18 protein-coding genes and 1 pseudogene are annotated in these 25146 nt (G+C 50.2%); 4 read left to right on the top strand and 15 right to left on the bottom strand.

Annotated features, from left to right (window positions below):
- Window positions 1–28: 28 nt before the first annotated feature.
- The 14 genes and pseudogenes from H9625_RS05545 to metG all read right to left on the bottom strand — a co-directional run bounded on the left by H9625_RS05545 (window position 29) and on the right by metG (window position 17651).
- Window positions 29–238 carry an XRE family transcriptional regulator gene (locus H9625_RS05545; RefSeq protein ID WP_191763348.1) on the bottom strand — a complete coding sequence of 70 codons (210 nt, stop codon included), beginning with the start codon at window positions 236–238 and terminating at the stop codon, window positions 29–31.
- 657 nt (window positions 239–895) lie between these two features.
- Window positions 896–4300, bottom strand: a complete 3405-nt coding sequence (locus H9625_RS05540; protein ID WP_087207687.1) for an ATP-binding protein — start codon at window positions 4298–4300, stop codon at window positions 896–898.
- The gene (locus H9625_RS05535; protein WP_022040772.1) at window positions 4284–4859 is read right to left on the bottom strand and encodes a DUF4194 domain-containing protein; all 576 of its coding nucleotides are present in this window, start codon (window positions 4857–4859) and stop codon (window positions 4284–4286) included. Before H9625_RS05535 ends, H9625_RS05540 begins: the two co-directional genes overlap by 17 nt.
- A gap of 93 nt (window positions 4860–4952) precedes the next feature.
- Complete coding sequence (locus H9625_RS05530) at window positions 4953–6416, bottom strand: DUF3375 domain-containing protein (RefSeq protein ID WP_022040771.1); 1464 nt, start codon at window positions 6414–6416, stop codon at window positions 4953–4955.
- A 183-nt stretch (window positions 6417–6599) separates the two neighbouring features.
- Complete coding sequence (rnr, locus tag H9625_RS05525) at window positions 6600–8747, bottom strand: ribonuclease R (RefSeq protein ID WP_191763346.1); 2148 nt, start codon at window positions 8745–8747, stop codon at window positions 6600–6602.
- Window positions 8748–9111: 364 nt separating this feature from the next.
- Complete coding sequence (locus H9625_RS05520; protein WP_191763344.1) at window positions 9112–10020, bottom strand: glycosyltransferase family protein; 909 nt, start codon at window positions 10018–10020, stop codon at window positions 9112–9114.
- 45 nt (window positions 10021–10065) lie between these two features.
- On the bottom strand, window positions 10066–10962 hold the full coding sequence (locus tag H9625_RS05515) for a glycosyltransferase family 2 protein (protein WP_191763342.1): 897 nt from the start codon (window positions 10960–10962) through the stop codon (window positions 10066–10068).
- Between the two features lie 260 nt (window positions 10963–11222).
- Window positions 11223–12218 (bottom strand): hypothetical protein, encoded by a 996-nt coding sequence (locus H9625_RS05510; RefSeq protein WP_191763340.1) that lies wholly within the window; start codon window positions 12216–12218, stop codon window positions 11223–11225.
- Between the two features lie 196 nt (window positions 12219–12414).
- Window positions 12415–13329, bottom strand: a complete 915-nt coding sequence (locus H9625_RS05505; protein ID WP_191763338.1) for a hypothetical protein — start codon at window positions 13327–13329, stop codon at window positions 12415–12417.
- A 26-nt stretch (window positions 13330–13355) separates the two neighbouring features.
- The gene (locus H9625_RS05500) at window positions 13356–13574 is read right to left on the bottom strand and encodes a hypothetical protein (RefSeq protein WP_022039230.1); all 219 of its coding nucleotides are present in this window, start codon (window positions 13572–13574) and stop codon (window positions 13356–13358) included.
- Window positions 13571–13720 (bottom strand): annotated as a pseudogene (locus H9625_RS17600) (DUF3990 domain-containing protein); the annotation flags it as partial. The pseudogene H9625_RS17600 and the gene H9625_RS05500, both read right to left, overlap by 4 nt.
- A 31-nt stretch (window positions 13721–13751) precedes the next feature.
- Window positions 13752–13982, bottom strand: coding sequence for a DUF3791 domain-containing protein (locus H9625_RS05495; protein WP_022039229.1), 231 nt, complete (start codon window positions 13980–13982; stop codon window positions 13752–13754).
- Window positions 13983–14044: 62 nt separating this feature from the next.
- On the bottom strand, window positions 14045–15499 hold the full coding sequence (locus tag H9625_RS05490) for a lipopolysaccharide biosynthesis protein (protein WP_191763337.1): 1455 nt from the start codon (window positions 15497–15499) through the stop codon (window positions 14045–14047).
- Between the two features lie 109 nt (window positions 15500–15608).
- Window positions 15609–17651 (bottom strand): methionine--tRNA ligase, encoded by a 2043-nt coding sequence (gene metG / locus H9625_RS05485; protein ID WP_022039227.1) that lies wholly within the window; start codon window positions 17649–17651, stop codon window positions 15609–15611.
- 148 nt (window positions 17652–17799) lie between these two features.
- On the opposite strand from metG, the gene H9625_RS05480 reads away from it, so the two are divergent.
- From H9625_RS05480 to H9625_RS05465, 4 genes are all read left to right on the top strand, one after another.
- A complete protein-coding gene (locus tag H9625_RS05480) occupies window positions 17800–18318 on the top strand; it encodes an energy transducer TonB (RefSeq protein ID WP_191763335.1) in 519 nt (172 codons plus the stop codon).
- Between the two features lie 802 nt (window positions 18319–19120).
- Entirely contained in the window at window positions 19121–20431 is a 1311-nt protein-coding gene (locus H9625_RS05475) for a TolC family protein (RefSeq protein ID WP_191763334.1), read from the top strand.
- Between the two features lie 174 nt (window positions 20432–20605).
- Window positions 20606–21637: an HlyD family secretion protein gene (locus tag H9625_RS05470; protein ID WP_191763332.1), complete on the top strand. Its 1032-nt coding sequence runs from the start codon at window positions 20606–20608 to the stop codon at window positions 21635–21637.
- A 1-nt stretch (window position 21638) separates the two neighbouring features.
- Window positions 21639–23219, top strand: coding sequence for a hypothetical protein (locus tag H9625_RS05465; protein WP_087207663.1), 1581 nt, complete (start codon window positions 21639–21641; stop codon window positions 23217–23219).
- A gap of 161 nt (window positions 23220–23380) precedes the next feature.
- Here H9625_RS05465 and pafA read toward each other — a convergent pair whose 3' ends face one another.
- Window positions 23381–25021, bottom strand: a complete 1641-nt coding sequence (pafA, locus tag H9625_RS05460) for an alkaline phosphatase PafA (protein WP_158100013.1) — start codon at window positions 25019–25021, stop codon at window positions 23381–23383.
- Between the last annotated feature and the right edge of the window lie 125 nt (window positions 25022–25146).

Genomic DNA, 25146 nt, shown 5'->3' with positions numbered 1-25146 from the left:
GTGTATATGTTTATATATTGGGGACATTTTACTTTAATTCATTCGAATAGCAGGCAAAGAAATCGTGCTTTAATAAAATGGAAATGCGCAATAACAAATCAGTGTCGATGGATTTCTTGTCGTATATTTTGTATACATTTGTTCTGCAATACGACAATTCTCTGGCCAGCCAAGATACTGTTTTTCCTTGTTTGTCCATTTCTTGTTTGATGAGTTGACCGATATGCATTGTTTTCATATATAATTAAGGTATAACAAAAATATAGGTAAACATTAAAAAAGATATGGGAATCTGTTTTCCGGTTTGTCTTGTTTCTTGAGAGTTTGCGTTATTCCCTTAGGAAAAGACAAGTATGAATGTCTTCATTCCGGAAAGATTGACATATCTTCATTTTGTTATCTTTTATCAGTTATGTTTTGCAATTATACTCTGCGCGGTATGGATTTGTGCATTTTTGTTGATGTTGTCACAGAACACAAGGGCTCACAGGCAACACTGCAAAGACAATTCCTTTTTTGTTTTTACAATATTCAGGAAGTAAAAGATAAACGCATGAAAAATATCTTTCTTTACATGTAATACCGTCTGCCATTATTCATAGTAATTGGTTAGACATAACAAAGATATAAGTAATCATGGAAAATTCAAAATTTTCATACATGCAATTTGTCAAAAACGGAATTTTTTTCATACATTTTTCCTATATGCTGGAGGAAATGTATGATAAGATGGTGTGCTGAAATAGGATTGAACTATCAAAAAGTATGTCTGGAGGAGCATAGCGAAGGATTTCGTATGCATCGGTTTATGTTTTCGAAATCCTTCACTGTGCTGGCAGTGATAAAATGAAAGCAGACTTTTATTTTGGTGCGGTTTCATGTCAGTAGTTCGGTTTCAGGTCCTACTTGGTTGTTCGTGGGTCTCGCGTTTCCATTGTTCTATCGGCATGCTATAGAGCCAGGAGGTTTTCTCCTCTTTGCGTTCTACGAAATAGACGTACGAGATATCGTTTTCCACAATATGGATGTTGTCGTTGGGCGTCACTACAAGGAGTTGGAGATGGAGTTGCTTGCACAGGGTGATGAGGTAGCGTGCCTTGTCTTCGTCCTGTGCCTTGAATGCCTCGTCGATTGCCACGAACCGGAACGAATCACTTTGCAATCCACTTTTGGTAAGTCCGAACTGGTAGGCAATGGCGGAACCGAGGATGGTATACGTCAGCTGCGCTTTTTCTCCTCCCGAAAGGTGTCCCATATTCTCATAGGTGGTTTCCTTGTGTCCGCTCTGGCGGTTGAATTCTTCTGCTTTGTAGGTGAACCAGAAGCGTACGTCCATAACTTTGGCTCGCCATTCCTCGTCTGCCAGACGGCTCATAAACGGTTCTACGTGTTCGTAGAAGTGTATTCGCCTGCCGTCGGATGTGGCATTGATTTTCTGTACATTCGGAACCGCCTCGTCCATAAGCCGTCTGAACTCGCTGGCTTCTTCACTGATTTGTGTAAGGGCGGTGAGCTGGATGTAGGTAACGGGACGCATCCGGTAATCGATGGCTTTCAATGAGTCATTGAGCATATCGATGTTGCTCTTGATGGTATGCATCCAGTTGATGAAGAACATCCGGAACTCGCCCACTTTATCGGTGAGTGTCTTTTGCAGATAGCCGTCGAATTGCTTTTCGTACTTGGGCAGGTTTTCTTTTTCCAGCCTTTCCAGCATTTGCCGGTAGGCGTCTATCAGTTCGATATGAGTGGCATCAGGCAAAGTGTCTACATCGGCACGCCAGTCTTTGAAACGGGTGAGGATATCCTCATCGGGATGCTTGAAGGCGGTAATTTTCACTTTTGCCTCGTCTTCGTATCCGCGTTTTTCCGTTTCCAGTTTTTTGCGCTCACGCTCGTTCTTTGCCTGGAACTTGCCGCGCTCTTGTTTCAATTGGTCGTAAGAAAGTTCGCACAAGTAGGCATAATTCTTTTCGAAATCAGTGAAGAGTAATGACCGGATGGACGAAATTACCCGTTGGTTTTCGTCTATTTCCCGTTGCAACTGTTCGATGCGGTATTCGGCATGAATCATTTTCCGGGTGTGTTCCGGAATGTCAGTCACCGAGAGGCGGTGCTGTTCTTCGTGTACATTTTCCAGTTGTGTCTGGAGGGTGTGCAGATGGTCATTCCCTTTTTCCAAGGCTTCTTTTTCTTCCTGTTTGCGTTGGATTTCGCCTACGAAGCTTTGCCAGTCTATTTTCTTGAAGTCAGGGAATAAGTCTACCAATCGGCGGTGCAAGGCACACCGGGCTTCTCCTTCTGCAGCTTCTTGCCGGATGCGGTCTATCTCTCGTGCAAGCGTGGCGTCCTGTTCCTGAAGTTGGAGCAATTCTTGTTGCAAGAGACGTATCTTTTCTTTATTCTCCCAGCCCAGAACAAAATTCTCACGGCGCAAGATGTGTGGACGATCGTCTTTCTCGTGGCGTTCGCCGGCAAATTTGACCAGTCCTTCGCGGGTAACCACTTTTTCTCGGTAACGCTCGAATGCGGACAGTGTATCGGCACATGTGTAGTTGTATTTTTCCAGAATCATGTCGCGCACCCATTCTTCGTATTCGCTATCGGGACGGATTTCAATTTTGTCGATGACTTGTCCTTCTTCGCCAGCGGAAAGCTGGTACGTCTGCATACCGGCAAGCGAACCTGAGGGCGTATAGCGGTAGAACATCACCCGTCCTTTCAAGTTGGTGGTATTTACGTATTCGTTGACCTGATGGTAATATTTGTCGGGCACAATAAGGTGGAGTGCGAAGTGGTGCAGGATTTTTTCCAGTGCTATTTCCCATTCTTTTTCGTCTTCAGCCACCCGGCATAATTCGCCAACGAAAGGAATTTCTTCTTTCGAAGCTCCTGTATGCGCTAAAATGGCGTCACGGATTTCGGTTTCGCGTAAGGGAATGTTGTTCTTGTTTTTCTGGAGCATTTCTACTGTGTGTACCAGCTCTTCTACCTGCTGTGCCAGTTTTTTTTGTTCATTTTCTGTCTGGACTTGTTTTCGGATACATGTTTCCTTGGTTTCCGTCCATTCTTCAATCTGTTGTGCAGCCTGGGCCCGCTGGGCATTGAAGGTCTTTTCGTCGGGGTTGGGTGAGAATCCGGATTTGCTGGCAAGTTCGTTGTAAGTGTCCATTGATGCCATTCGCTCGTTGCGCACTTTTGAGAGGCGTTCGATGTCGGTTTCCAATTCTTTCAGTTTACGTCCGACTTCGTCTTTCTCGATGGCAAGCGAGAGTGTGCGTTCTTCCTGCTTCAGTTTTTCTTCACGCTGGCGCAGGTGTGCGATTTCGGTTTCCAGTTTTTCTTTTTCCTTCATTGCCACATCGAGTTTCTCCTTGGCAAGGTCTATCAGTTGTTTGGCAAACCAATAGACAGCTGTGTCTTTGTCGGTCATCAGCTGGTGAAGCCGTTCGTCGGCACTTTCTATTTGGGATGCCAGGCTGGCTATCGGCTGGAGCATCTCTATTTGGGTGCGTGCTTTCTCAATGTTGACTTTGGCGTCTATCAGGGTAGTAAAACTATCTTTCAGTTGTAGGTACTGGGATTCGGCATCGTGTTCTTCCAGCATATTGATGCGGATAAATTCATCGAGGTCGTCAAGCACTTTCACGCCCACAATCTGGTTGAACAGGCTCAGTGCCTTGACCGAACGCATACCGAACAGTTGGGTGATGCGCTCGGCATAGCCTACTGGTCCGTCGAAGAACTCAACCAGCGTGCGTGCTCCTTTGTAGGATGCCTCCAGCCTGCGCCGCCATACACCTTTGCCATCGAAGGGCTGAAAGTCTTTTTGTATTTCCAGGGGGACATGGGCAAGCCCGAAACTACGTCTCAGTTCTCCACCCGAGAACCAGCGCACCTGGAAGATGGTAACTACCCGCTGGTCTGTATTCGAAAACGAGGCGAGCAGCACCGAGTAGGCACTTTTGTCACGCAAGGCTTGCGTGGTGACTCCCCGTTCGCCTTCCTTCTGTATATTACCGTAATGTCCCAGTACATAGGTTTCTTCGGTACGGTTCCCTTTCTTTTCCACGCCCGAAGACTGATTATAGAAACGGTCTTTCTTAGCTGGCACCAGTAAAGTGAGCAACGCATCGATGATGGTGCTTTTGCCCGAAGCATTGGCTCCGGTAAGCAAGGCATTGTTGCCTTGTGGGGCAAGTCGGAAGATGCGTTCGTGGAATGTGCCCCAGTTATAGATTTCCATATAGTCGAGGCGGAACCCCGCCGTATCCGAAGATGTACTAAACAGATTCAACATAGCTTTCGAGTTTCTTTTTAAATTCTACCAATTGGTCGAGTGTGACCTTTTCTTTGATAATGCGGTGGATTTGATAAAAGGTACGCCCTTCTTGCTCTCTTTCTATCAGGAATCCCAGTTGCACCATACGGGCGATGTACGAGTCAAGTTCGTTTAAGAGCTTGACACGGTTGAAGCGTTCGGGGAGGAATAGTTCGATGCGTTCTTTCAGTTCCTTGCCGGTGATGTAGCATGCGGTGGTATATAGCTCGTCAAGGTTGCTGTCGAATTCTTCGAGCACCTCGCGGAGGATGATGGCGAGCACTGAACATTCGAACCCCAGCGGCTTGCGGGGCACCAGTCCCAGGGTATTGCCACTCTCGTCGGTCATCTGTTTCAGGTAAGCGAATCCTTCGTCGCGTTTTACAATCAGTTCCAGCCCGATTTGTGAAATATATTTCTGGATTTCTGTCTGGTAATGTAACAGGTCGTTCCAACATCGGTCGGTGGTATTTACCGGACCTTTCAACAGGCAGACCACTGCCCGTGCGTATGGGGAGATGTAAGATTCTAAGTTCATTCGTTTTTGAGTTTTAAGTTCTTGGGTTTTGGAGTTTGGGCTTACCACAGAGGAAATAATTGAAATACTCAGTGTCCTCTGTAAACATGCACTTCATCGCACGACAATGATTTCTGGAATAACAATTGCTTTGTGCTGTGTTTCGTCGAACGTTACGGTCTGTGTCCGCTCGGCATGGATGATATGCCGGAAATCGCGTATTACACTGATGTAGCCGAATAATTCCGACAAACCCTGCTGCAAGCCACCGTTTTCCTGGATGACATCGCCTAATGTAGTCTGACGCTTGTGTCGCAAGGCATGCTGAATGTGTTGTTTCAATGTGCGTCGGTCTATACGGTTTTGCACGAACAGGTTCTCTGCCGAATGGGCTTCGCTGATGTCCGAACTTGCCATTTCCAATGCTTGTCGATAGATGACTTCTACGTTTCGTTCCAAGGTGAGTTTCCGTTCCAGAGGCATATTGATATCAGGTAGTGTTTCTACTTCCAGCGATACATCGGGCGTGATGCCTTTTTGTGCCAATGCTAACAGGGACGACTGGATGTCGGTTATCACCCGTTGGGTGGCAATGGTAGGTATCGTTCCGTTTTCGCAGATGATGCGGCTTAGTTTCTCTGCCATCTTGTCATTTGCCTGATATACTTTTTTCCCGGCGGAATAGAGGTATTGCTTCATATTTTTCAGGAAGGTGTCGTTCACCTCCAACCGCTTGTCGTCCAGCGTGTCGTAGAGGTGTTCCACCAGTTCATCCCATGTGTGTTGTAATGAAGGGGTCAGCAGGAAATCCCAAAAGGCATAAAAGCTTTTGCCTTGCGGACTCTGTTGTAGGTTTGCCAAGGCATCGAAGGTAAAGCCCAGGATGTCACCTTTTGAATATGCTCCGTCGGCATGTCGGCGGTAGATGTCCTTGGTAATGCTTTTAAAGTTTTCTTCTACCTCTTTGAAGTCGGAAAGCAATTCTTTTGCCGACTGGCTGATTTGCTTGAAGCGAGGCAATATCTGGTATTCCTCGAATATCTGTGCGTCACCTCCTGCACGGATGGACTGAATTTGGTGTTCTATCTCGCGCTTTTTCTCTTCCAGCATCCGTATGCGCTCTTCCTTGTCTTCGTTGGTAAACTCTACCAGTTCCTTCAGTTGTCCGAAGAGATTCATGAATTTCGATTCCGTGCCCACGAATTCCTCACGTTTCAGGCTCAGCAGCCAGTCGATGGTTTTGCTGGTATAGAGTGATAGCTCGTAAAATACTTCGCCTGTTTCTTCCTGATAGTTGCGCAAGAATCCTTTGTCGGTCCACCGTTGGATGTATTTGCCTGCCTTTTCCTCGAATGAATCGAATTCTGTGATGCCGCTTTCTTCGTCCTGTTCTAGTCGTACAGCGCTCAGGTAGTCGGCCAGTTGCATGCGTAAGGATTCGAAAGGCACGGCGGTCTGCCTATGATAGAACATTTTGAAAAGAAATAGGATAATCAGTTGCCGGTTGCGCAAGCGGAGCAGTTCCACGCAAGGCGAAGTTCGCAGGATTTCGGATAACACTTCAGTTTGTAACGCCATTCTTATTTTCAATTAGTGTGCAAAATTACAAACTTCTTGTGGAAATCAATAGCAGTGCTAGTGGAAAATTTTAAGGACTTCCGGAGAATATCCTATTCATATATCACCACAGAGGCCATGGGTAAAATGATTTCAGTGTGTCCTCTGTGGTGAATCGGTGTATCAGATACAGTTGAGGCAGGGTTATTCCGCCAGCGTGAAGTCGAGCTGCTTCTTCTCCAGGTTGGCGCGTGCCACCTTGATTTTCACCGGGTCGCCCAGGCTGAACTTGCGGTGATGGCGGCGTCCGATGAGGCAGTAGTTTTTCTCGTCGAACTCGTAGTAATCATCGCCCAGGTCGCGCATCGGCACCATGCCTTCGCACTTGTTCTCGTTGATTTCCACGTAGATGCCCCATTCGGTGACGCCCGAGATGACACCGTCGTACACGTTGCCGATGCGTTCGCCCATAAACTCTACTTGCTTGTACTTCACGGAGGCGCGTTCGGCGCTTGCCGCGGTCTGCTCCATGGCAGAGCTGTGCTCGCACAATTCCTCGTACTTGTCGGCTTGGGCGGTGCGCCCTCCGGCTTCGTAGCGGGTGAGGAGGCGGTGCACCATCAGGTCGGGATAGCGGCGGATGGGCGAGGTGAAGTGGGTGTAATAGTCGAACGCCAGCCCGTAGTGCCCGATGTTATGAATGGAGTAGCGGGCTTTCTGCATGGCGCGGAGCGATACCGTCTCGATGAGGTTCTGCTCTTTCTTGCCCGACACGTCGCTGAGCAGGCGGTTGAGCGAGCGCGACACTTCGGTCTTGCTTCCCCCCGTGCGTATCTTGTAGCCGAAGCGGGCGATGAACTGGTTCAGGTTTTCCAGCTTCATCGGGTCGGGCAGGTCGTGGATACGGTAGGGGAATACTTTCGGCTTCTTGTTTTTGGGCACTTTGCCGATGTGTTCCGCCACGGTGCGGTTTGCCAGCAGCATGAATTCCTCTATCAGCTTGTTGGCTTCTTTCGATTGTTTGAAGTACACGCTCAGCGGCTTGCCTTTTTCGTCGATTTCGAATTTCACTTCCACGCGGTCGAAGTCGATGGAGCCTGCTGCCATGCGCCGTGCGCGGAGCTGTTGGGCGAGGCGGTTCAGTTCCAGTATTTCGTAGGTATAGTCGCCCGTTCCGGTCTCGATGATGGCTTGCGCCTCTTCGTAGGTGAAGCGGCGGTCCGACTTGATGACCGTGTGGCGGATGCGGTAATCCTTCACTTCGGCGTTGTCGTTGAGGGTGAAGATGACCGAGTAGGCGAGCTTTTCTTCATTGGGGCGGAGCGAGCAGATGAAGTTGCACAGGCGTTCGGGAAGCATCGGGATGGTGCGGTCGACCAGGTATACCGAGGTGGCGCGCTTCACGGCCTCCTTGTCGATGGCGCCGCCTTCCTTCACGTAGTGCGACACGTCGGCGATATGCACGCCCACTTCCCACAGCCCCGGCTTCAGCGGGCGGATGGAGAGGGCGTCGTCGAAGTCTTTCGCGTCCTTGGGGTCGATGGTGAAGGTGGTCACGGTGCGGAAGTCCTCACGCTCGGCATAGTCCTCGGGGGTGATTTCCGCCGAGAGTTTCTCCGCCGCGGCTTCCACCGATGCCGGATAGGTATAGGGCAGCCCGTATTCCGCCAGGATGGCATGCATCTCGGTATTGTTGTCGCCTGCCTTGCCCAGCACGTCCACTACTTCGCCGAAAGGATTCTTCGCCTCGTCGGGCCACTCGGTGATGCGCACCACCGCCTTGTCGCCGTCCTTTCCGCCTTTCAGCTTTTCCTTCGGGATGAAGATGTCGTTTGCCAGCGTGCTCGATTCGGTGAGCAGGAAAGCGTAGTTCTTGGTCACTTTCAGCGTGCCTACGAAGGTGGTCTTGGCGTGTTCCAGGATTTCGATGACCTGCCCTTCGGGTTCTTTGCGCTTGCGGCGTGCACAAAGGCTCACTTTTACCCTGTCACCGTTCATGGCGTGTGCCGCGTTGCGTTCGGCGATGAAGATGGGTTCTCCTCCGTCATCGGGCGTAAACGAGTTCTTACCGTTGCTTTTGCGCTGGAAGATACCGGTCAGCACTTGTCCTTTATCGTTCAGTTTATATTGTCCGTCTTCGGTTTTGATGAGGAATCCGTCCTCAGCCATTTCTTGCAGGATATCCGTGCAGAGCATTTTCAAGGGGTGTGTAGTGAGTTTCAACCCCCTGAACAATTGTTTCAGCCCGAAGGCCTGTCCTGCCCGCAGTTGGAAATAACTGATGAGCAGTTCGGCGAGTTCTTTTTTCTTCATGCGTTTCCCGCCTTTTTTTTCTTTCTTCTTCTTAGCCATAGTCGGTAGTTTTTTTTCTTCCTACAAAGTAAAGAAAATAAATGGAATCTTGTTTGTTTTGAGGCATTTTTATTTAGATAGTCTTCAATCGTGGCAGATATTCATGAAGGCTAATTGTAATTGTAATGATTGTAACGGAGGCAGAAGCGTTACAATTGTTACAATTACAATTAATTGAAAACGGCTTTTTCTGTGTGTGGCATAAAAAGGAAGAGTGTATTGATTATTATAGTATATTATATATATTATAATATAATATATATAATATAAATTTTATGTTCACTTTTCTCCTCCCATTGAAATCGCTAAAAAATAATTGTAATTGTAACAATTGTAACGCCTTTTGTGTAATCTGTGGTGAGAACTAAGCTCCGAAGTCTCCCCGCAACGTCCGCTTGATGCGCCGGATGGCTTTCGCCCAAAAGCCGTTGGTGCGGTGATAATAGCGGGCGAAGGCACGGCGGGCTTCTTGGTTCTCCGCGATGGGGGAAATAGGGACGACGGGGAGCGGATGCATCCACAGGTCGGAAGCATAGAGGCCTCCGCCTCCGCAATTCGTGCCCGTGCCGTCGAATCCGGTGTTCTGCACCAGCGATTTGCCCACGTTCAGCGAAAGGATACCGGCGAGGAACAGGCTGGCGTTCCAGCGTATTGCCCACGAATTGTTCTTGCCGGCTATCTGGTGGCGCAGCATGCGGGTGAAGGGATAATTCCCGTTGAAATCAAAGGTGTGGGTCAGGCGGCGTTCTTCCAGCTGGGCGAGCAAGGCTTTCCCGTCGGGATTGAAATGCCGCCATGCACGTGCCCACGTTGCCCAGCCCCAGCTTCCGGTCCACTTGATAAGGAAGGTGTCGGGCAGCGAAGGGTCTTTCGTGAAGTCGCACGCCTGGATATGTCCTACCCGCTCTTCGTCTTTGTACGTCTCCAGCGCATCGTTCATAAAGCGCAGGAAGTAGGGCGACACCACCAGGTCGTCTTCCAGCACAATCACCCGTCCGTAGGCATTGACCTGCGTGCTTACGCCATCGATGATGTTGCGGGCAAGACCCCAGTTCTCGGAGCGTTCGATAAGTGTAACCTGTTTAAAGCCTCCGATGCTCCGGATGTACCGGCGCACTTCGTCCACATTCGGACGGTCTGCCTCGTTTCGGGCTTGGTCGGCATAGATAAAGAGGCGGCTCTCTATTGCCTCAACATTGGTTTGCAAAGATTCGATAACCCGGCGTGTATGTTCGGGGCGGTTGTAGACGAAAAGGAGAATCGGAGCGTACATGGCTTTAATGAATAATTAATAGTTAATAATTAATAGCGGGTTGTTTCATTCAAGTAAGAAGTGCGGCGCTTCCATGCGGGTTCGCCGGCGGATGCATATAACTTCGTGCGTCTTTCCACTTAGCTTCAAGGCAAGATGCAGATAGGTGCATCCGTCTTTCCACTTATGATGCATGAAGGCGAGCAGGCTTTTCTTCACGCAGGCAAGGACGCTATAGGCGAAAGCGTTTCCGAAGGTGCGGTTCAGGTTGGTGTACTCGGAGAGCAGATACACGTACTCGGTGCGGAAAAACACCTCACGGGTCATGGGGCGCGACTGGCGGTCGTGGTTCCCGTATGCTTCCGGCACATAGCCCACTTTCAATCCGTGGCGGTGCAGGCGGTTCACGTAGTCCTTGTCTTCGCCATAATGGTAGAAGAGGGGCGAAAATCCGCCCAGTCTCTTCAGCGTGCGGACGGGGATGAACCAGAATGCCGCGTTGATGAAAGGGGCTTCTATCACGTCCTGGTCGTGCGGAATGCGTGCAGGGTCGGTCTGATGCACATAGCTGGCGAATCCATGGTCCAGCCGGTTGCCCGTTCCGTTCAAGTGTACAGGCGAGAGGATGCCGTATTCGGGGTGTTTCTCTGCCTGGGCAGCCAGGAATCCGATGCTGTCCGGCGCCACCCATGCGTCTTGGTTCAGCAGGAATACGGCATCATAGCCTTCTTCCAGCGCAAGGCGCATGCCGATGTTGTTCGCCTGTCCGAAACCTAAGTTCTCTCCGTTGGCGATGAGGCGCACATGCGGGTAAGCGTTTCGGATGGTTTGCATGGTATCGTCTTGCGACCCGTTGTCGATAACCAGCACATCGGTGGGATAATCCGAGCGGGACAGGCTCTCCAGACAAGGTTTTATCCATCGGGTGAAGTTATAAGATACAATGATAGTCAGTATTTTCATGGTTTTATTTTTATATTTTACAATTTAGATTTACTATTTCTCCATGCGGCATTGTAAATAATGCCAATCAGGAGTTAAAAGGGAGTTATAGGTAGTTATCGCCCGCCAATGCGGGCTGGGAGTTAGATGCCAATACCTTTTGCACCGCTTTCAGAAGTAAAGCTATTGGCTTTTAACTCCTGAACGAAGTGATAACTCCTGTGAAACATAACTACGTTTAACTTCTGATTCGCATAAATAGTAAATAGTAAAATCGTAAATCAATCGAATCGCATCCGCAAGGTTGTCCACCGGTCGCGCAGACGCTTGACGAGGCTCACGGCAGGCACGCCCGTCCACGCTTTTGCCTTTTCCCAAAAGCGGGCCTCATCGCCCAGGCCTTTTTGCTTTTCGAGGAGCCGGAAGAGGCGGTACAGCCCCCGCTTTTTCTCGTAAGGCAGATGCCATACGGCAAGATGCTCGTCTCCGGGACGGACGTTGTTGAATTGCGGAGAAGTCCACATCCGCTTTACATAACGGTTTGCTATGGCATTGCGTAAGTCCAGCCGCTCGGCAAGCATGCTGAGCACGTGCGCTTCTTCGTTCAGTTTGGGAGCTTGGAGGCCGGCTTGGGCAAGGTTGAACGCCCAAAGTTCAGGATATGCCTCATTGATACGGCGTACGTTGTCGCCTCTCAGCCCGATGAATTCCCCTCCGTAGTAAGCAAGTGGCAAACGGGGAGGTTTGTTGTAGCAGGCTTCGTAGAACGCTTCCATCTGCGGCAGGGTGATGCCGTTAATAGTAGCGGAACGGTCGGTGATAAACTCATAGAGTGCACTCCCATTGTTGCGGATTTCATCGAAAAGTGGGTCAAGCGGCATACGGCACAAACAATCAGCATCGCACACCAGCAACGTATCATCCGCCTGCATCCGTCCGTCCATCCCGCTAAGAATATCGTATAGATAGAATTGGTTCTGCCATGCTTCGTACCATCCCTTCGGCGGACGCCGTGTATAAGGAAGTGTGACGGTCTCCACGCTTAATTCATCGAACAATTCCAGCAGGAAACGGGGCAATCCTTCACGCTTCAGATTCGTGAAGAACAGCAGCCGTGCCGCAGGGTTATAGTGCCGGAAGGTGCGGAAGAAAGGCACCTGTATCTGCATATACACCGAGTGCACCAGTGCTGAGTCGCCCTTCTGCCCCATCTGCGGGTAGAAGCTCGCCTCGTCCGCCGATTCGCGGTAGAACCAAGTAGCTATGTAATCGGTCATAATTGAGTTGTCTTAAATTCACGTCCAAAGTTAGTTTTATTTTCCGATAATCCACCTTCGAAGCAGAGGAAAGTGTCTTCCGGTCCCCAAAAACCGTGTCCCGAAAACATCCGTGTGGATAAGTTGGCACATTCGGACGTATGCAATATGCCTCTACATGGGATGTTTGCGGTATTCTTTTTTATGATTGTAAAAATCACGGCAGGTAATGCCTTATCCACTCGTTTACGTCGTAGGCGGCGCGGACGGTTTCGGGCACTTCGGCAAGGGGGCTTTCGATGAAGGCGCGGAGCTGTTCTTCCGGATCCTTGCCAAGGATAAAGACGTTTTGCGGACGGTAGAAGTCATAGCGTGCTATCTCCGGATTATCGGTCAAGAGCTTTTTGCCGTAGAAGAGGGCTTCGAGGGGGCGGCGCGTCAGGCCGGTCTGTCCCTTCTGGCTGATGTCAATAACGCAGCGCGTGCGGGCAAGGCGGTCGAGGTACTGGGGATAGGTGAGCTTCTCCGCCGGCGTGTGGGGGATAACGAAATCGCACGTGAGGCCTTCGGCTTCAAGGCGTGTGCGGAGGCGTTGCAGCGTGCCGGCGCGATCTTTGGGCAGGCCGCAGAAGAAGCAATCGGAGTCGATGTTGTCGGGCTGATGTTCGGGATAACGGAAGTATTGTCCAGTATATGCCATTCCGTAGCGTTCCGCCTCGCAGGGGTCGAAGCTCGTCAGGCGGTATCCGAGGACTCGGATGGCTTGCAGTTCTTCGGCAGGACGGCGGAAGGTGGTGCCGACGGGGTTGCAATAGTAAATGTAGCAGGGCACTCCCTCGGGCAGGTAAGGGCGGATGGCGCGGAGCACCCGCACGTTGCACGCTTCGTAAATCAAGATGGCATCGCCTGCCTCAGCATGGATAATCCGGTCGAAGTATTTCTTCGGGAACCAATAATATAAGATTCGCTTGGGCAAGGGGATGCGTCCCGCCAGCAGGCTTCGGGTGATTCCTTTGAATCGTCCGGAGGGATAGCGCAGGAAGTCGGGCAGCATCACGATGTGCTGCCTCACTTCGGGACGAATGCCTTCGAATATCTCCCGTGGCGGGCTGATGACGTAGAGGGTGGGCATGCTAATTCTTGAAACGCAGATTGTTTTTATGCCATTTTCCCTGTTGCCAGTTCGTGCTCAAGGTATTCGTACACGTATGCGGTGCTTTGCGAAAACAGCCCCGTGCGGAGGTTTGTCAGCTTGGCATAGGTGTCCGAAGTATAGAGTGTGCGGAGGGCTTCTTTCAAATCCATTCCGTGCTCTTCCATTAAGAGGAGCACGATTTCCTTGGATAGTTCTTCTATCATAAATGTTTCTTTGGTCATAGGGTTTCGAGTTTTTTCAGATAACGGATTGCTTTTTCTGTGCCGAAAAAATATTGGATGGTGACTCCTTTCATATATTTCAGTTCTTCGATGAACTGGTTTTTGTTTATCAGTCCTGCCGTGAATCGCCGTATTTGAAGACCGACGTGATGTCAATATTTGAACCGTGATAAAGTATCATACTAACGCTCCTCCTTTCCGGTGGCAATAAGAAGTGAGGTCTGCTATCACATCCTCAAAGGAAAAGGTGTGTTCGACATCATAAAAACGAGTCACAAAGTCGATGCCTTTAAACCTGTCTAAATAGCGATAGGCTTGTGATGGGGTAAGCGAATGGGCTGTGGCAAATTCGCTGATTACGGCGATGATATAAGCCACTTTATCTTTGATGTTAGGTTCTGTTTTCATAATGGGTTGGTATTTTGATTGTTTCCGCAAATGTAGCAAAGTTCCGTTAGTTTGCAAACGGTTTACGCCCGTTTCTTCTTGAAGAGGTAATCGATGCATTCTTGCATGATTTCGGCACGAGCGATCCTCATGACGAGGAAATAGCACCCTGCCGCTACAATGACTTTCGTAAGAAAAGTGACGGCGAGCGGGCCTCCTGCCATATAGGCACTCAGCCACCCTGCCGAGCAGGCAAGCAATGCGGAACAGAGAAAAGGAAGCAGGTCGAGTAGTAAGGCTTTTACTTTTAGTCCGATGAACCGCCGGGCAAAGCCTTGCCACACGAACAGCCATACGATGTTGAGGCACACGTTCACGACCACCATTGCGTAGATGCTTCCGCCCAGTTGTATTAATACTAAGACGGTGAGGAGCTGGAGCCCGACCTGTGCGATGATATTTCCCATATAGATGTCCGATTTCCCCTGGCTGATGATGAGGCTGGAGAAGAGGGTGTTGAGGGGAACGAAGGCACCTCCGATGCAGAGCAATTGCATCAAGGGGATACTGCCTGTCCACTTTTCGCCTACGGTCAGGAGAATCAGCTCGTGTGTCACGATAGAGAGTCCGAACATCACCGGAAAAGCAAGGAAGGCACAGAAGCGGAGTATCTTGCGGAATACGCGCAGGGAGCGTTCGCGGTCGTCGCTGATGCTTGCCAGTACAGGTTGTGCCACGCTGCCCATCATTCCTGTAATAAATTGATGCCCCGTGGCGTTCCATTTATTGGCTTGGTTATAATTGCCCACCGCTTGTGGGTTGAAGTATTTTCCCAGTATGACCGAAAGCAGGTTGTTGTTCAGCTGGTTGGCGATATTGGTGATGAGCAACTTGCTGCTGAAAGCGAAGAGCGGCTTCAGCGGGCGGAAATCAATTCGGAACGTAGGGCGCCACGGCGAGAAATACCAGCTGCATATTGTCACGACAATCAGGTATGTAAGGCTTTGTGTGGCGATGCCCCAGTAGGAAAATCCGTGGTAGGCAAGCGTGATGCCCAGGCATCCCGATAGGATGTGGGCGATGATGCCCGAAAGTGCCTGCTGGCGTACTTTCAGATTGCGGAAAAGATAAGCTCCTTGCGCCGTGCCCAGGCTGGCAATGGGAATGGCAAGAAAGCAATAACGCGCCAACGGGATAAGGGCAGGTTCATGATAGAAACGGGCTATCAGCGGGGCGCAGAAGAACAATACGAGGTAGGCACACACGCCGATGCCGAGACTGCACCAGAATACGGCGTTATAGTCTTCGTGCCGGATGTGCTTTACATTTGCCAGTGCGGCTCGGAAGCCGCTTTCCTGCAATGAGTTCCCGATAAGTGTAAAGACGGTGAGCATCCCCACCATGCCGTACTCCGCCGGTCCGAGCATCCGCCCCAGGATGATGCCGAATACGAGCACGAGCAATTGCTGGGCACCGTTGTTAACGGCTCCCCAAAATAGTCCTTTCGCGGTCTTTTCCTTTAATGATTGTTCGGGCATAGGGTTGGTGTTTTTTTCACCACAGATTACACAGATTTATTTATTAGGATTGCCTCTGTGTTTTTATTTTAATTACTTAATCTGTGTAATCTGTGGTGAAAATAAAAAGCTACTTCACTTCGCTTCCCGGCTTCACTTCACGCAAGACCGAAGTGACCGCCAGCGAGCCGTCGAAGTTTTCGGCACTCAATATCATGCCTTCGCTCACTAAGCCGTTCTTGAACTGGCGCGGGGCGAGGTTGGCGATGAACAATACCTGCTTGCCCACCAATTCTTCGGGCTTGTAGTGCTGGGCGATGCCGCTCACGATGGTGCGGTTTTCCAGCCCGTCGGCTATCTTGAATTTCAAGAGTTTCTTCATCTTGGGCACGTTCTCGCATTCCAGCACCGTGCCTACGCGGATGTCCAGCTTGTCGAAGTCCTCGATGCTGACGGTCGGCTTCACAGGGTTTGCCTTGTAGGCGGCAGCTTCGTTTGCCTTCTTGGTGGCAAGCAACTTGTCCACTTGTGCCTGGATGACGTCGTCTTCTATCTTTTCGAAGAGCAGTTCCGCCTTGTTCAGGGCGTGTCCGGCTTCCAGCAGGTCGGTGCGTCCCAGTTGTTCCCAGCTGAAGGTTTCCATGTTCAGCATCTTGCGGAGCTTTTCCGAACTGAAAGGCAAGAACGGTTCGAAGGCGATAGAAAGGTTTGCTACCAGTTGCAGGGCGATGTTGAGGATGGTTGCCACACGGTCCATATCCGTCTTTGCCAGCTTCCACGGTTCGGTGTCGGCAAGGTATTTGTTGCCGATGCGGGCAAGGTTCATTGCCTCCTTCTGTGCATCGCGGAACTTGAATACGTCAAGCAGTTTTTCTACCTGGGCTTTTACGTCTGCAAATTCCTGCAGGGTTGCCCGGTCGTAATCGTTCAGTTCGCCGCAGGCGGGCACTTTGCCTTCAAAATATTTGTGGGTCAGCACGAGGGCACGGTTCACGAAGTTTCCGTATACGGCTACCAGTTCATTATTATTACGTGCCTGGAAGTCTTTCCATGTAAAGTCATTGTCCTTTGTTTCCGGAGCGTTGGCGGTGAGTACGTAGCGCAATACGTCCTGTTTGCCGGGGAAGTCTTGCAGGTATTCGTGCAGCCATACCGCCCAGTTGCGTGAGGTGGAAATCTTGTCTCCTTCCAGATTCAGGAACTCGTTTGCCGGCACGTTGTCGGGCAGGATATAGCTGCCTTCCGCCTTCAGCATGGCGGGGAACACGATGCAGTGGAACACGATGTTGTCCTTTCCGATAAAGTGTACGAGGCGTGTTTCGGGGTCTTTCCACCATTTCTCCCACGAGTCGGGCAACAATTCCTTGGTGTTCGAGATGTAGCCGATAGGTGCGTCAAACCATACGTAGAGCACCTTGCCTTCGGCTCCCTCTACCGGAACGGGGATACCCCAGTCGAGGTCACGGCTTACGGCACGCGGCTGAAGTCCCATGTCGAGCCACGACTTGCACTGGCCGTACACGTTGGGGCGCCATTCCTTGTGGTCTTCCAGAATCCACTGGCGCAGCCATGCCTCGTGCTTGTCGAGCGGCAGGTACCAGTGCTTGGTTTCCTTCATCACCGGCTGGCTTCCGCTGATGGCACTCTTCGGGTTGATAAGTTCGGTAGGCGAGAGCGTAGAACCGCACTTCTCGCACTGGTCGCCGTAAGCACCTTCGGCGTGGCAACGCGGACATTCGCCCGTGATGTAGCGGTCGGCAAGGAAAGTCTTTGCTTCCTCGTCGTAGTATTGCATCGAGGTCTTTTCTACGAACTCGCCTTTGTCGTAAAGGGTACGGAAGAATGCCGATGCCGTGTCGTGGTGCACCTTCGAAGTGGTACGCCCGTACACATCGAACGAGATGCCGAACTCCTTGAACGAGTCGCGGATGAGCGTGTGATAGCGGTCCACGATGTCCTGCGGCGTGCATCCTTCCTTCTTGGCGCGGATGGTGATGGGCACGCCGTGCTCGTCCGAGCCTCCGATAAATAATACTTCTTCTTTCTTCAGGCGCAGGTAGCGCACATAGATGTCGGCAGGCACATATACGCCCGCCAGGTGTCCGATGTGGACCGGTCCGTTGGCGTAAGGCAGTGCCGAGGTGACTGTAGTCCGTTTGAATTTCTTTTCCATATAGCGTATGTTTTTTCTTTGATACTAAATAACTTTTGCAAAGATAGCGAATTTAAATGAAGAATGAAGAACGAAGAATGAAGAATCTTGCGGTTGCGCTTTTCCCTTCTTTTCCCTAAATTTGCAGAGACCAAAACCTTATGTGCGTATGAAACCGATGATATGTTTCTTATTGCTTGCCTTAGGAGCCTGCGGAGGACAGCAGAAGACAGGGACTCCGCTTGCGGCTGAAACCGATACGATACAGGTAAAGGAACCGGACAAAGAACCGATAACCTTGGAGCGTGAGACCGGAAAGCCGGTTTATGACATGATAGACGGGGATACGGTCTACAGATATGCGGACAGCGGGCCGGAGTTTTCCATTCCTAAGCCCCACGGATCGGAATATAATACGGGCTTGGAACACTACATACAGGAAGCCGTGAAGGACATCCACATCGGTGAAGGCATCTCTGTGGTTTCTTTTGTGGTTAATAAAATGGGATTACCTTGTCACGTCACCCTCGCAAGGTCGGCAAAGGTATTTGCGCCTGATGCCCGTTCATACCGCCAAATGGATTCCATTGCTTGCGAGGTGGTCCGCAACCTGCCTTACTTCATCCCTGCCAGCCTTAACGGGGAGCCGGTCAACCATCTGATAGGAGTAGCGGTAAGGTTTAAATAAATGGGTAGTATTCAGATTATTTAAAAGGTTGTTATTATCTTCTTTTCTCAGCGCAGATAACTTCGTCTGGTGTAAGATTAATAATCTTCCGCTTGTAAGATTAATAATCTTGCAGCCTGAAGATTAATAATCTTACAGCGGATAGACCTATATGCGTTGAAAGCTATGAATACCATTCCTGCAAACTCTTTAGGGCTGTAAAGGCATGAAACTATAGGCAAAAGCGTAATGTCCAAACCTATGGACATAAAAAAAGGAGTACCGCTGTACTCCAACCTTTGTTAACCTTAAATCTAATACTATGAAAAACACGTTGCAAAGGTACGGACTTCTGGGAAATATGCAAATGTTTTGACTAAAATAAAATGTTTTATAACAAGAATTAAGGGATGACAACCTCTGTTTTCAGTACGGCTCTTTTTTAAGCGGTGTTTTTGTGTTTTCTTTTGAAATCTGGAAAGAAACATGGTGAACTGTTTTGAATTTATCGTGTGCTGATTTGGAATGAGTTTTTGATGTATATTCGCTTGTGTGATATATGTAGCTTTTTTGTTAAAGAAATGCAAAATGCAGCGCTTGTAAGGTTACAACTTGCGGATTGTTTTTCTAACTTCGCGCCGGATTTAGAAAGAGTCCGCCCTACGAATATGACACAGAAGAAAACTTACATCGTCCGTTTTAGTAACAAAATTCATGATTTCCACGCATGGGGCGTGGCGGCTTTGATTTGATGGCTGGCTTTGGTACACGATAACGGAGGATTTCCATTTTTTCATTCAACCATTTTTTAATCAGTTACATTATGAGCAAAAACTTTAGGCTCATAGTGCCTTGCTTGGTGGCACTATGCAGCCTGCACCTTTGTGCCCAACCGCGAGTGATGGGCATCGATGAACTGTTCCGCCTTGCCGATGCGAACAGTACAAGCATACAGGCGTATGCGACAGGAAAAGAAGCTGCCGCCGAAGCGCTGAAGGCGGCAAAAGCGCAACGTCTGCCTGACATCAGCGCCTCGCTTTCGGGCAGCTATTGGGGCGACGGGAAGCTGTGGAACCGCGATTTTGGCAATGCCACCCACATTGACATGCCCCACTGGGGGAACAATTTCGCCCTCGAAGCCCAACAGGTTATCTATGCCGGAGGGGCGGTGAACAGCGGTATCGAGTTGGCAAGGCTTGATAAGCAAAAGGCGGAACTGGACTGGGAGAAGAACCGGCAGGATGTCCGCTTCCAGCTCGTGGGATATTACCTCGACTTGTACAAGCTGAACAACCAGGCGCAGGTACTGGAAAAAAACCTCGCCCTCGCCCTGCAGGTGATAGCCGACATGCAGGCACGGCGCGAGCAGGGCACCGCTTTGCAAAACGACATCACCCGCTATGAGTTTCAGAAAGAAAATCTGAAACTGCAATTGGCGAAGGTGAACGATGCGTGCAAGATAGTAAACCACCGGTTGGTGACTATCCTGCACTTGCCCGAAGAGACGGTCGTCGTGCCTGACACAACCCTGCTTGCCACCGAAGTGCAGACACTAAGCGAAAATGACTGGCAGGAGCTTGCCACACAGACCAACATCGACTTGCGGAAGGCGGCGACGGGCATCGAGACGAGCAAGCAACTGGTGAAACGCGAACGCTCGGAACGCTTGCCTAAGGTGTCGCTCTTTGCCGCCGAACATCTGGATGGACCTATCACTATCGAAGTACCCGTTTTGGACAACAACTTCAACTACTGGTACGTGGGCGTAAGTGTGAGTTATAACTTCTCGTCGCTCTTCAAGAATACCCGCAAGCTGAAGCAGGCACGGCTGAACGTGCGCCGGGCGCAAGAGACACACGGGCTGGCACAAGAGCAGGTGGAAAATGCCGTGCAGGCAAGCTATACTTCTCTGCTGACTGCTTTTACCGAACTGCGGACTCAGGAGAAGAACGTGCAGCTTGCTAATGAGAACTACAGCGTGACCAGCAACCGTTATCGCAACGAGCTTGCCCTGCTGACCGACATGTTGGATGCCGGCAACACCAAACTGAGCGCCGATCTTGCACTGGTGAACGCCCGCATCGACTTGGTTTACCATTATTATCAGATGAGATATGTGACACATACGTTGTAATTTTAAGGAGTTAAAGGAGTTTGAGGAGTTATCACTCCGCTTCGCTTCGTTAGGAGTTAAGCCAATAGTTTTTACTCCTTAACTTCTTAACTCCTTAACTCCTTAACTTCTTAACTTCTTAACTTCTTAACTTCTTAATTTTTTAATTTCTTAACTACCAAACTCAATAGACTTATGCTTACAAGAAAGACTAAAAAACAGATTTATAATACCGTAGTGATTGCCCTGCTTGCCGTGGGACTGGTTTACGTTTGCTCGCGCTTCATTCATTTGGGCGTGGAATATACCGATAATGCGCAGGTGCGCCAACATATTACGCCCGTCAATACCCGTGTGCAGGGTTTTATCAAGAAGATTTGTTTCGAAGAATACCAGCCGGTGCGCAAGGGAGACACCTTGCTCGTGATAGAAGACACCGAATTCCGCCTGCGCCTTGCCCAAGCGGAAGCCGACCTTGCCAATGCCCTTTCGGGACGCCGTGCCACATCGACCGGTATCGCTACTACACAAAACAACCTGCGTGTAAGCGATGCGGGCATCGAAGAAGTGCGGGTGCAGATGCAGAACGCCGAGCGTGAATGGCACCGCTATGAAAAGCTGCTGGAGCAGGATGCCGTGACATCCCAGCAATACGATCAGGTGCACACGGCATACGAAGCTATTAAGGCACGTTATGAACAGCTCTTGCGTGCCAAGCAATCGACCGCCCTCACCCGTGATGAGCAGACGCACCGGCTGGAGCAGAACGAAGCGGGCATCCGGCTGGCGGAAGCAGCCGTGGATTTGGCAAAGCTGAACCTGTCGTACACCGTGATTGTCGCCACTTGCGACGGCGTGACGGGGCGCAAGGATATTCATGAAGGGCAGCTGGTGCAGCCCGGACAAACAATGGTGGATATCGTAGACGGGCAGGACTTGTGGGTCATTGCCAACTACCGTGAGACCCAACTTCCGCACATTCATGTAGGCTCGGAAGTGATGCTTACCGCCGATGCCGTTCCGGGTGTGACCTATACCGGCACGGTGGAATCTATCTCGGATGCCACGGGAGCCGCCTTCTCGCTCATCCCACAAGACAATGCTACAGGCAACTTTGTAAAGGTGGAACAGCGCGTGCCTGTCCGTATCAGCCTGAAAGGTAACGATGTGGAGAAGCTGAGTCTTCTGCGTGCCGGGCTGAATGTGGAATGTAAAGTGAAGCGTTGAGATGGGAGCGCCTGTACTTAACGGACCGTTCACGATGCCGATGGTCCGCGGCTTTGTGCCCCGTCTCATGCAGCCCTGGCTTTATGTCTTTATGGCAGTCACGTTCCAGCTTTCGGGAGGGCTTTATCTGGGTACGCTGGCAGAGATGATGGGTGAAACCACCCTGATGCGCGAGGACTTGCTAATGTGTCTTTATGCCAACCTGGCGGGAATGGCGATTTATTTCCCTCTGCTGTTCCGGATGAAGTTCCGTTTCACCAACAAGACGTTGCTGGCGGTATCTGCTACGGGTGTGTTGGTGTGCAACTTGGCTGCACCACACGTTACGTTCCTGCCCTTGCTTTGGGTAATCTGTTTCGTGGAGGGCATCTGCAAGATACAGGGTACTTTCGAATGTATGTCCACCATCCAGCTTTGGATGACGCCAAAGCGTGATTTCACGGTGTTCTTCCCCATGCTGCACATTATTATATTAGGGAGCATGCAGGTGTCCGACCTTCTTGCCACTTATCTGATGCATTACTATCATTGGTCGTACATGCATTGGTTCATGGCGGGGGTGATGATGGTTGACTTGTTGATAATCACCCTTTGTACACGGCATTTCCGCATCGTCAAAAAGTTCCCGCTTTTCGGCATCGACTGGCTGGGAGCCTTGTTGTGGGCGCTGCTCTTGCTGGAAGTGGCTTATTTCTTCTGTTACGGAGAGTTTTACGACTGGTGGAACAGTCCTGTTATTCGCGTGCTGGCAGTGATGATTGTGTCCACGCTGGCGGTGTGTGTCGGGCGGATGCTTCATGTGCGCCATCCTTTCCTCGAACCGAAGATGTGGACATACAGGCATCTTTTCCCCATCTTGCTGCTCATTATGCTGGTCGAAATGTACCTTGCCGCCGAACGTTCGCTGGAAGAAGTGTTCTACGAGAGCGTGATGCATTATGAGGCGTTGGTCAGCGTCCGGCTCGATTGGCTGGTGCTGGCGGGTGTGGTGGCAGGCTGTCTTTTCGCTTACTGGTGGATGCACGTAAGACGGTTCAGTTATTTGCGCCTTCTGGCGGTAGGCATAGCTGTGCTGGCGTGTTATCTTGTAGGCTTTTATTTCACGCTTTCGTCAGAAATTCATATTTCTCAGCTTTATCTGCCTGTAGCGTGCCGTGGATTCGCCTATGCCGTACTGAGTGCTACGTTTATGGTCTGTCTGGAAGAAATTATGACGTTTCAGCACTTCTTCCAGGCGTTGAGTGTGTTCAATATGCTGCACATGGTGGTAGGCGGTGTACTGGGGGCAGCCGTCTATACCGAAGGTCTGTCTTACTACATGGCGGATAATCTGGCGCGTTACGGCACTGCTATTGATAACGTAGCAGTCAGCTCCTCGCCTTTCGATTTAGGCGGATATATGCCGGGGTTCATCGAACGGATGATGGAAGTGAGCATCAAGCAAATCTATGGCTGGGTGATTTACGCCTGCCTTCTGCTGTTCCTTCTCTTCTTGCTTTACGATGCTCCTATCCGTCGCGAACTGAAACAGATGCCCGGCTGGCGTGCTTTGAGGCGTGAGGCGGAAAAAGCTTTCAGGTAAACGGGTTTGGAGATAACATACAGACGGACACAGATTTTTCTCGATACCTTTTATTATATAAGGTGTTTATGTAAATTCTGTGTCCGTCTTGTGTTTCATTGATGCGTTATGAAGTTAAGGGGCTGAGCAAAATTTAAACAGGTTAAAGGATGCCGGTTGTTTTATTCCACTACTGTTTCTACAGGTGTTCCGATACAGCCGTTGGGCATCTGTATGCGAAGCAGGGCACAGACGGTGGCGGCAATGTCAGTCATGTGTACAGGGTGGAAAGTATTACCCGATTCGATGTGCCAACCCATGAAAAACAGCGGGATATGTGCATCATAAGGATTCCATACGCCGTGGTCGGTACCACCTGTTTTATCAGGTCGGTCAATGTTGTACCAGCCGGGTTGCATGATGAGCTGAATGTCACCGCTGCGCAGTCGGTTGTAACCATTGATGGCACGTTCGCGCACATCGGCAGGTAGGGTGGCGTTACTCAGGTCTTCCATGTCTGCCACGTAGGCAAATTGTGGGTAACTTTTCAGGAAATCAATGGCGCAGGCTTTTGCGGCGCGTAAATCAATGTTTGCTTGGCGGATGTATGCATGGTCGAAGAATACTTGATAGTTAAGGATGTCTTTCACCAGTGGATGGCCAGATCCGAACTGTTTGTCAAGCACAGCATTGAGCGAATCTTTGACAGTGCCCGCATACCAGCCCCCGGCAGGAATTCCACAGTCTTGCATCAGGCGGAAATTGTGGGCGGCTGCATGGTCGGCAGTAAGGAAGAGAAGGTAGTTATTCTTACCTATCGTTTCGTCCAGCGTACGGAAAAAGTCGGCAAGGTCACGGTCAAGACGGAGATAAGTATCTTCTGTTTCGATGGCATAAGTTCCGAACTGGTGTCCTACGTAGTCGGTTGACGAAAGACTGACGGTGAGCATATCAGTTTCGGGACCTTGACCCAGTTGTTCACCTTTCAGTACAGCCTTGGCTAGTTCCAGCGTGAGCGAGTTGCCATAAGGAGTGGTGCGGATGACACTGTAGCCTTTCTGTTCGAACAGGTGTGAGGTGGGCACGGGCAGTATAGGAGTGTCGGCAAGGGGTAATTCGTAAGCAGTGCTGTCGGCTGTGCTTGCAGTGTAGGTCTCGATGGGGTAGAGGGTGTCCCAGTCTTGCAAGAGATATTGTCGGGCAAGGTCACGTTGGTTGAAGTCGTTCAGCCATTGGGGAAGTGATTTCCGGTAATAAGTGCTGGTGATGAAGCGTCCGGTCTCGTCATCGAACCAATAGGCTGCATCGGGTGTATGTCCGGCAGGAAGAATCGAAGCGCGGTCTTTCAAGGCTACGCCGATGACGCGCGAACGGAAGTTGGTAGCAAGTTTCAGTTCGTCGCCGATAGTGGTGACCAATAAGTTGCGTGGTGACATTTTGCCGGCAGGACTGTTGCTTCCCACACCTGTTACGGTAGGATCGTCGGTACAATATACCAGTGTATCATTCTTGTAGAAATTGTTTCCTGCAATGCCATGGATAGAGGGTACGGAACCGGTATAGATAGACGAGTGCCCGATGGCGGTCACGGTGGGTATGTAGTTGAGATGAGTGTTGTCGCAACTGAAGCCTTCGTTCATCAGGCGCCGGAAGCCTCCTTCTCCGAAACGCGGATAGAAACGGTAGAGGTAATCCCAACGCATCTGGTCGACTACAATGCCGATTACTAATCGGGGACGCTCTACGTGTGGCGAATTGGTTTGTGCCTTTATCACAAAGCTGCAACACAAGCATAATAACAGGGTGATGAAACTCTTTTTCATAATTTCTTGTCTTTTTTGATTCGGGTGCAAAGGTGTAGTTTTTGTGTTACAGGGGCGTGAAACAGGTATTACAAAAGTGATACGAATCAGATTGTCGGGATTCTTGTCCTGTCTGTCAAAAATAT

It is taken from the genome of Phocaeicola intestinalis (assembly GCF_014837065.1).
Taxonomy (GTDB): Bacteria; Bacteroidota; Bacteroidia; order Bacteroidales; family Bacteroidaceae; genus Phocaeicola; species Phocaeicola intestinalis.
This window is presented reverse-complemented; position numbering and strand designations above follow the sequence as displayed.

Excerpts from the sequence above, each read along its gene's own strand:
- H9625_RS05545 (WP_191763348.1), bottom strand. The coding sequence starts at position 238 with ATGAAAACAATGCATATCGGTCAACTCATCAAACAAGAAATGGACAAA.
- H9625_RS05540 (WP_087207687.1), bottom strand. The coding sequence starts at position 4,300 with ATGTTGAATCTGTTTAGTACATCTTCGGATACGGCGGGGTTCCGCCTC.
- H9625_RS05535 (WP_022040772.1), bottom strand. The coding sequence starts at position 4,859 with ATGAACTTAGAATCTTACATCTCCCCATACGCACGGGCAGTGGTCTGC.
- H9625_RS05530 (WP_022040771.1), bottom strand. The coding sequence starts at position 6,416 with ATGGCGTTACAAACTGAAGTGTTATCCGAAATCCTGCGAACTTCGCCT.
- rnr (WP_191763346.1), bottom strand. The coding sequence starts at position 8,747 with ATGGCTAAGAAGAAGAAAGAAAAAAAAGGCGGGAAACGCATGAAGAAA.
- H9625_RS05520 (WP_191763344.1), bottom strand. The coding sequence starts at position 10,020 with ATGTACGCTCCGATTCTCCTTTTCGTCTACAACCGCCCCGAACATACA.
- H9625_RS05515 (WP_191763342.1), bottom strand. The coding sequence starts at position 10,962 with ATGAAAATACTGACTATCATTGTATCTTATAACTTCACCCGATGGATA.
- H9625_RS05510 (WP_191763340.1), bottom strand. The coding sequence starts at position 12,218 with ATGACCGATTACATAGCTACTTGGTTCTACCGCGAATCGGCGGACGAG.
- H9625_RS05505 (WP_191763338.1), bottom strand. The coding sequence starts at position 13,329 with ATGCCCACCCTCTACGTCATCAGCCCGCCACGGGAGATATTCGAAGGC.
- H9625_RS05500 (WP_022039230.1), bottom strand. The coding sequence starts at position 13,574 with ATGACCAAAGAAACATTTATGATAGAAGAACTATCCAAGGAAATCGTG.
- H9625_RS05495 (WP_022039229.1), bottom strand. The coding sequence starts at position 13,982 with ATGAAAACAGAACCTAACATCAAAGATAAAGTGGCTTATATCATCGCC.
- H9625_RS05490 (WP_191763337.1), bottom strand. The coding sequence starts at position 15,499 with ATGCCCGAACAATCATTAAAGGAAAAGACCGCGAAAGGACTATTTTGG.
- metG (WP_022039227.1), bottom strand. The coding sequence starts at position 17,651 with ATGGAAAAGAAATTCAAACGGACTACAGTCACCTCGGCACTGCCTTAC.
- H9625_RS05480 (WP_191763335.1), top strand. The coding sequence starts at position 17,800 with ATGAAACCGATGATATGTTTCTTATTGCTTGCCTTAGGAGCCTGCGGA.
- H9625_RS05475 (WP_191763334.1), top strand. The coding sequence starts at position 19,121 with ATGAGCAAAAACTTTAGGCTCATAGTGCCTTGCTTGGTGGCACTATGC.
- H9625_RS05470 (WP_191763332.1), top strand. The coding sequence starts at position 20,606 with ATGCTTACAAGAAAGACTAAAAAACAGATTTATAATACCGTAGTGATT.
- H9625_RS05465 (WP_087207663.1), top strand. The coding sequence starts at position 21,639 with ATGGGAGCGCCTGTACTTAACGGACCGTTCACGATGCCGATGGTCCGC.
- pafA (WP_158100013.1), bottom strand. The coding sequence starts at position 25,021 with ATGAAAAAGAGTTTCATCACCCTGTTATTATGCTTGTGTTGCAGCTTT.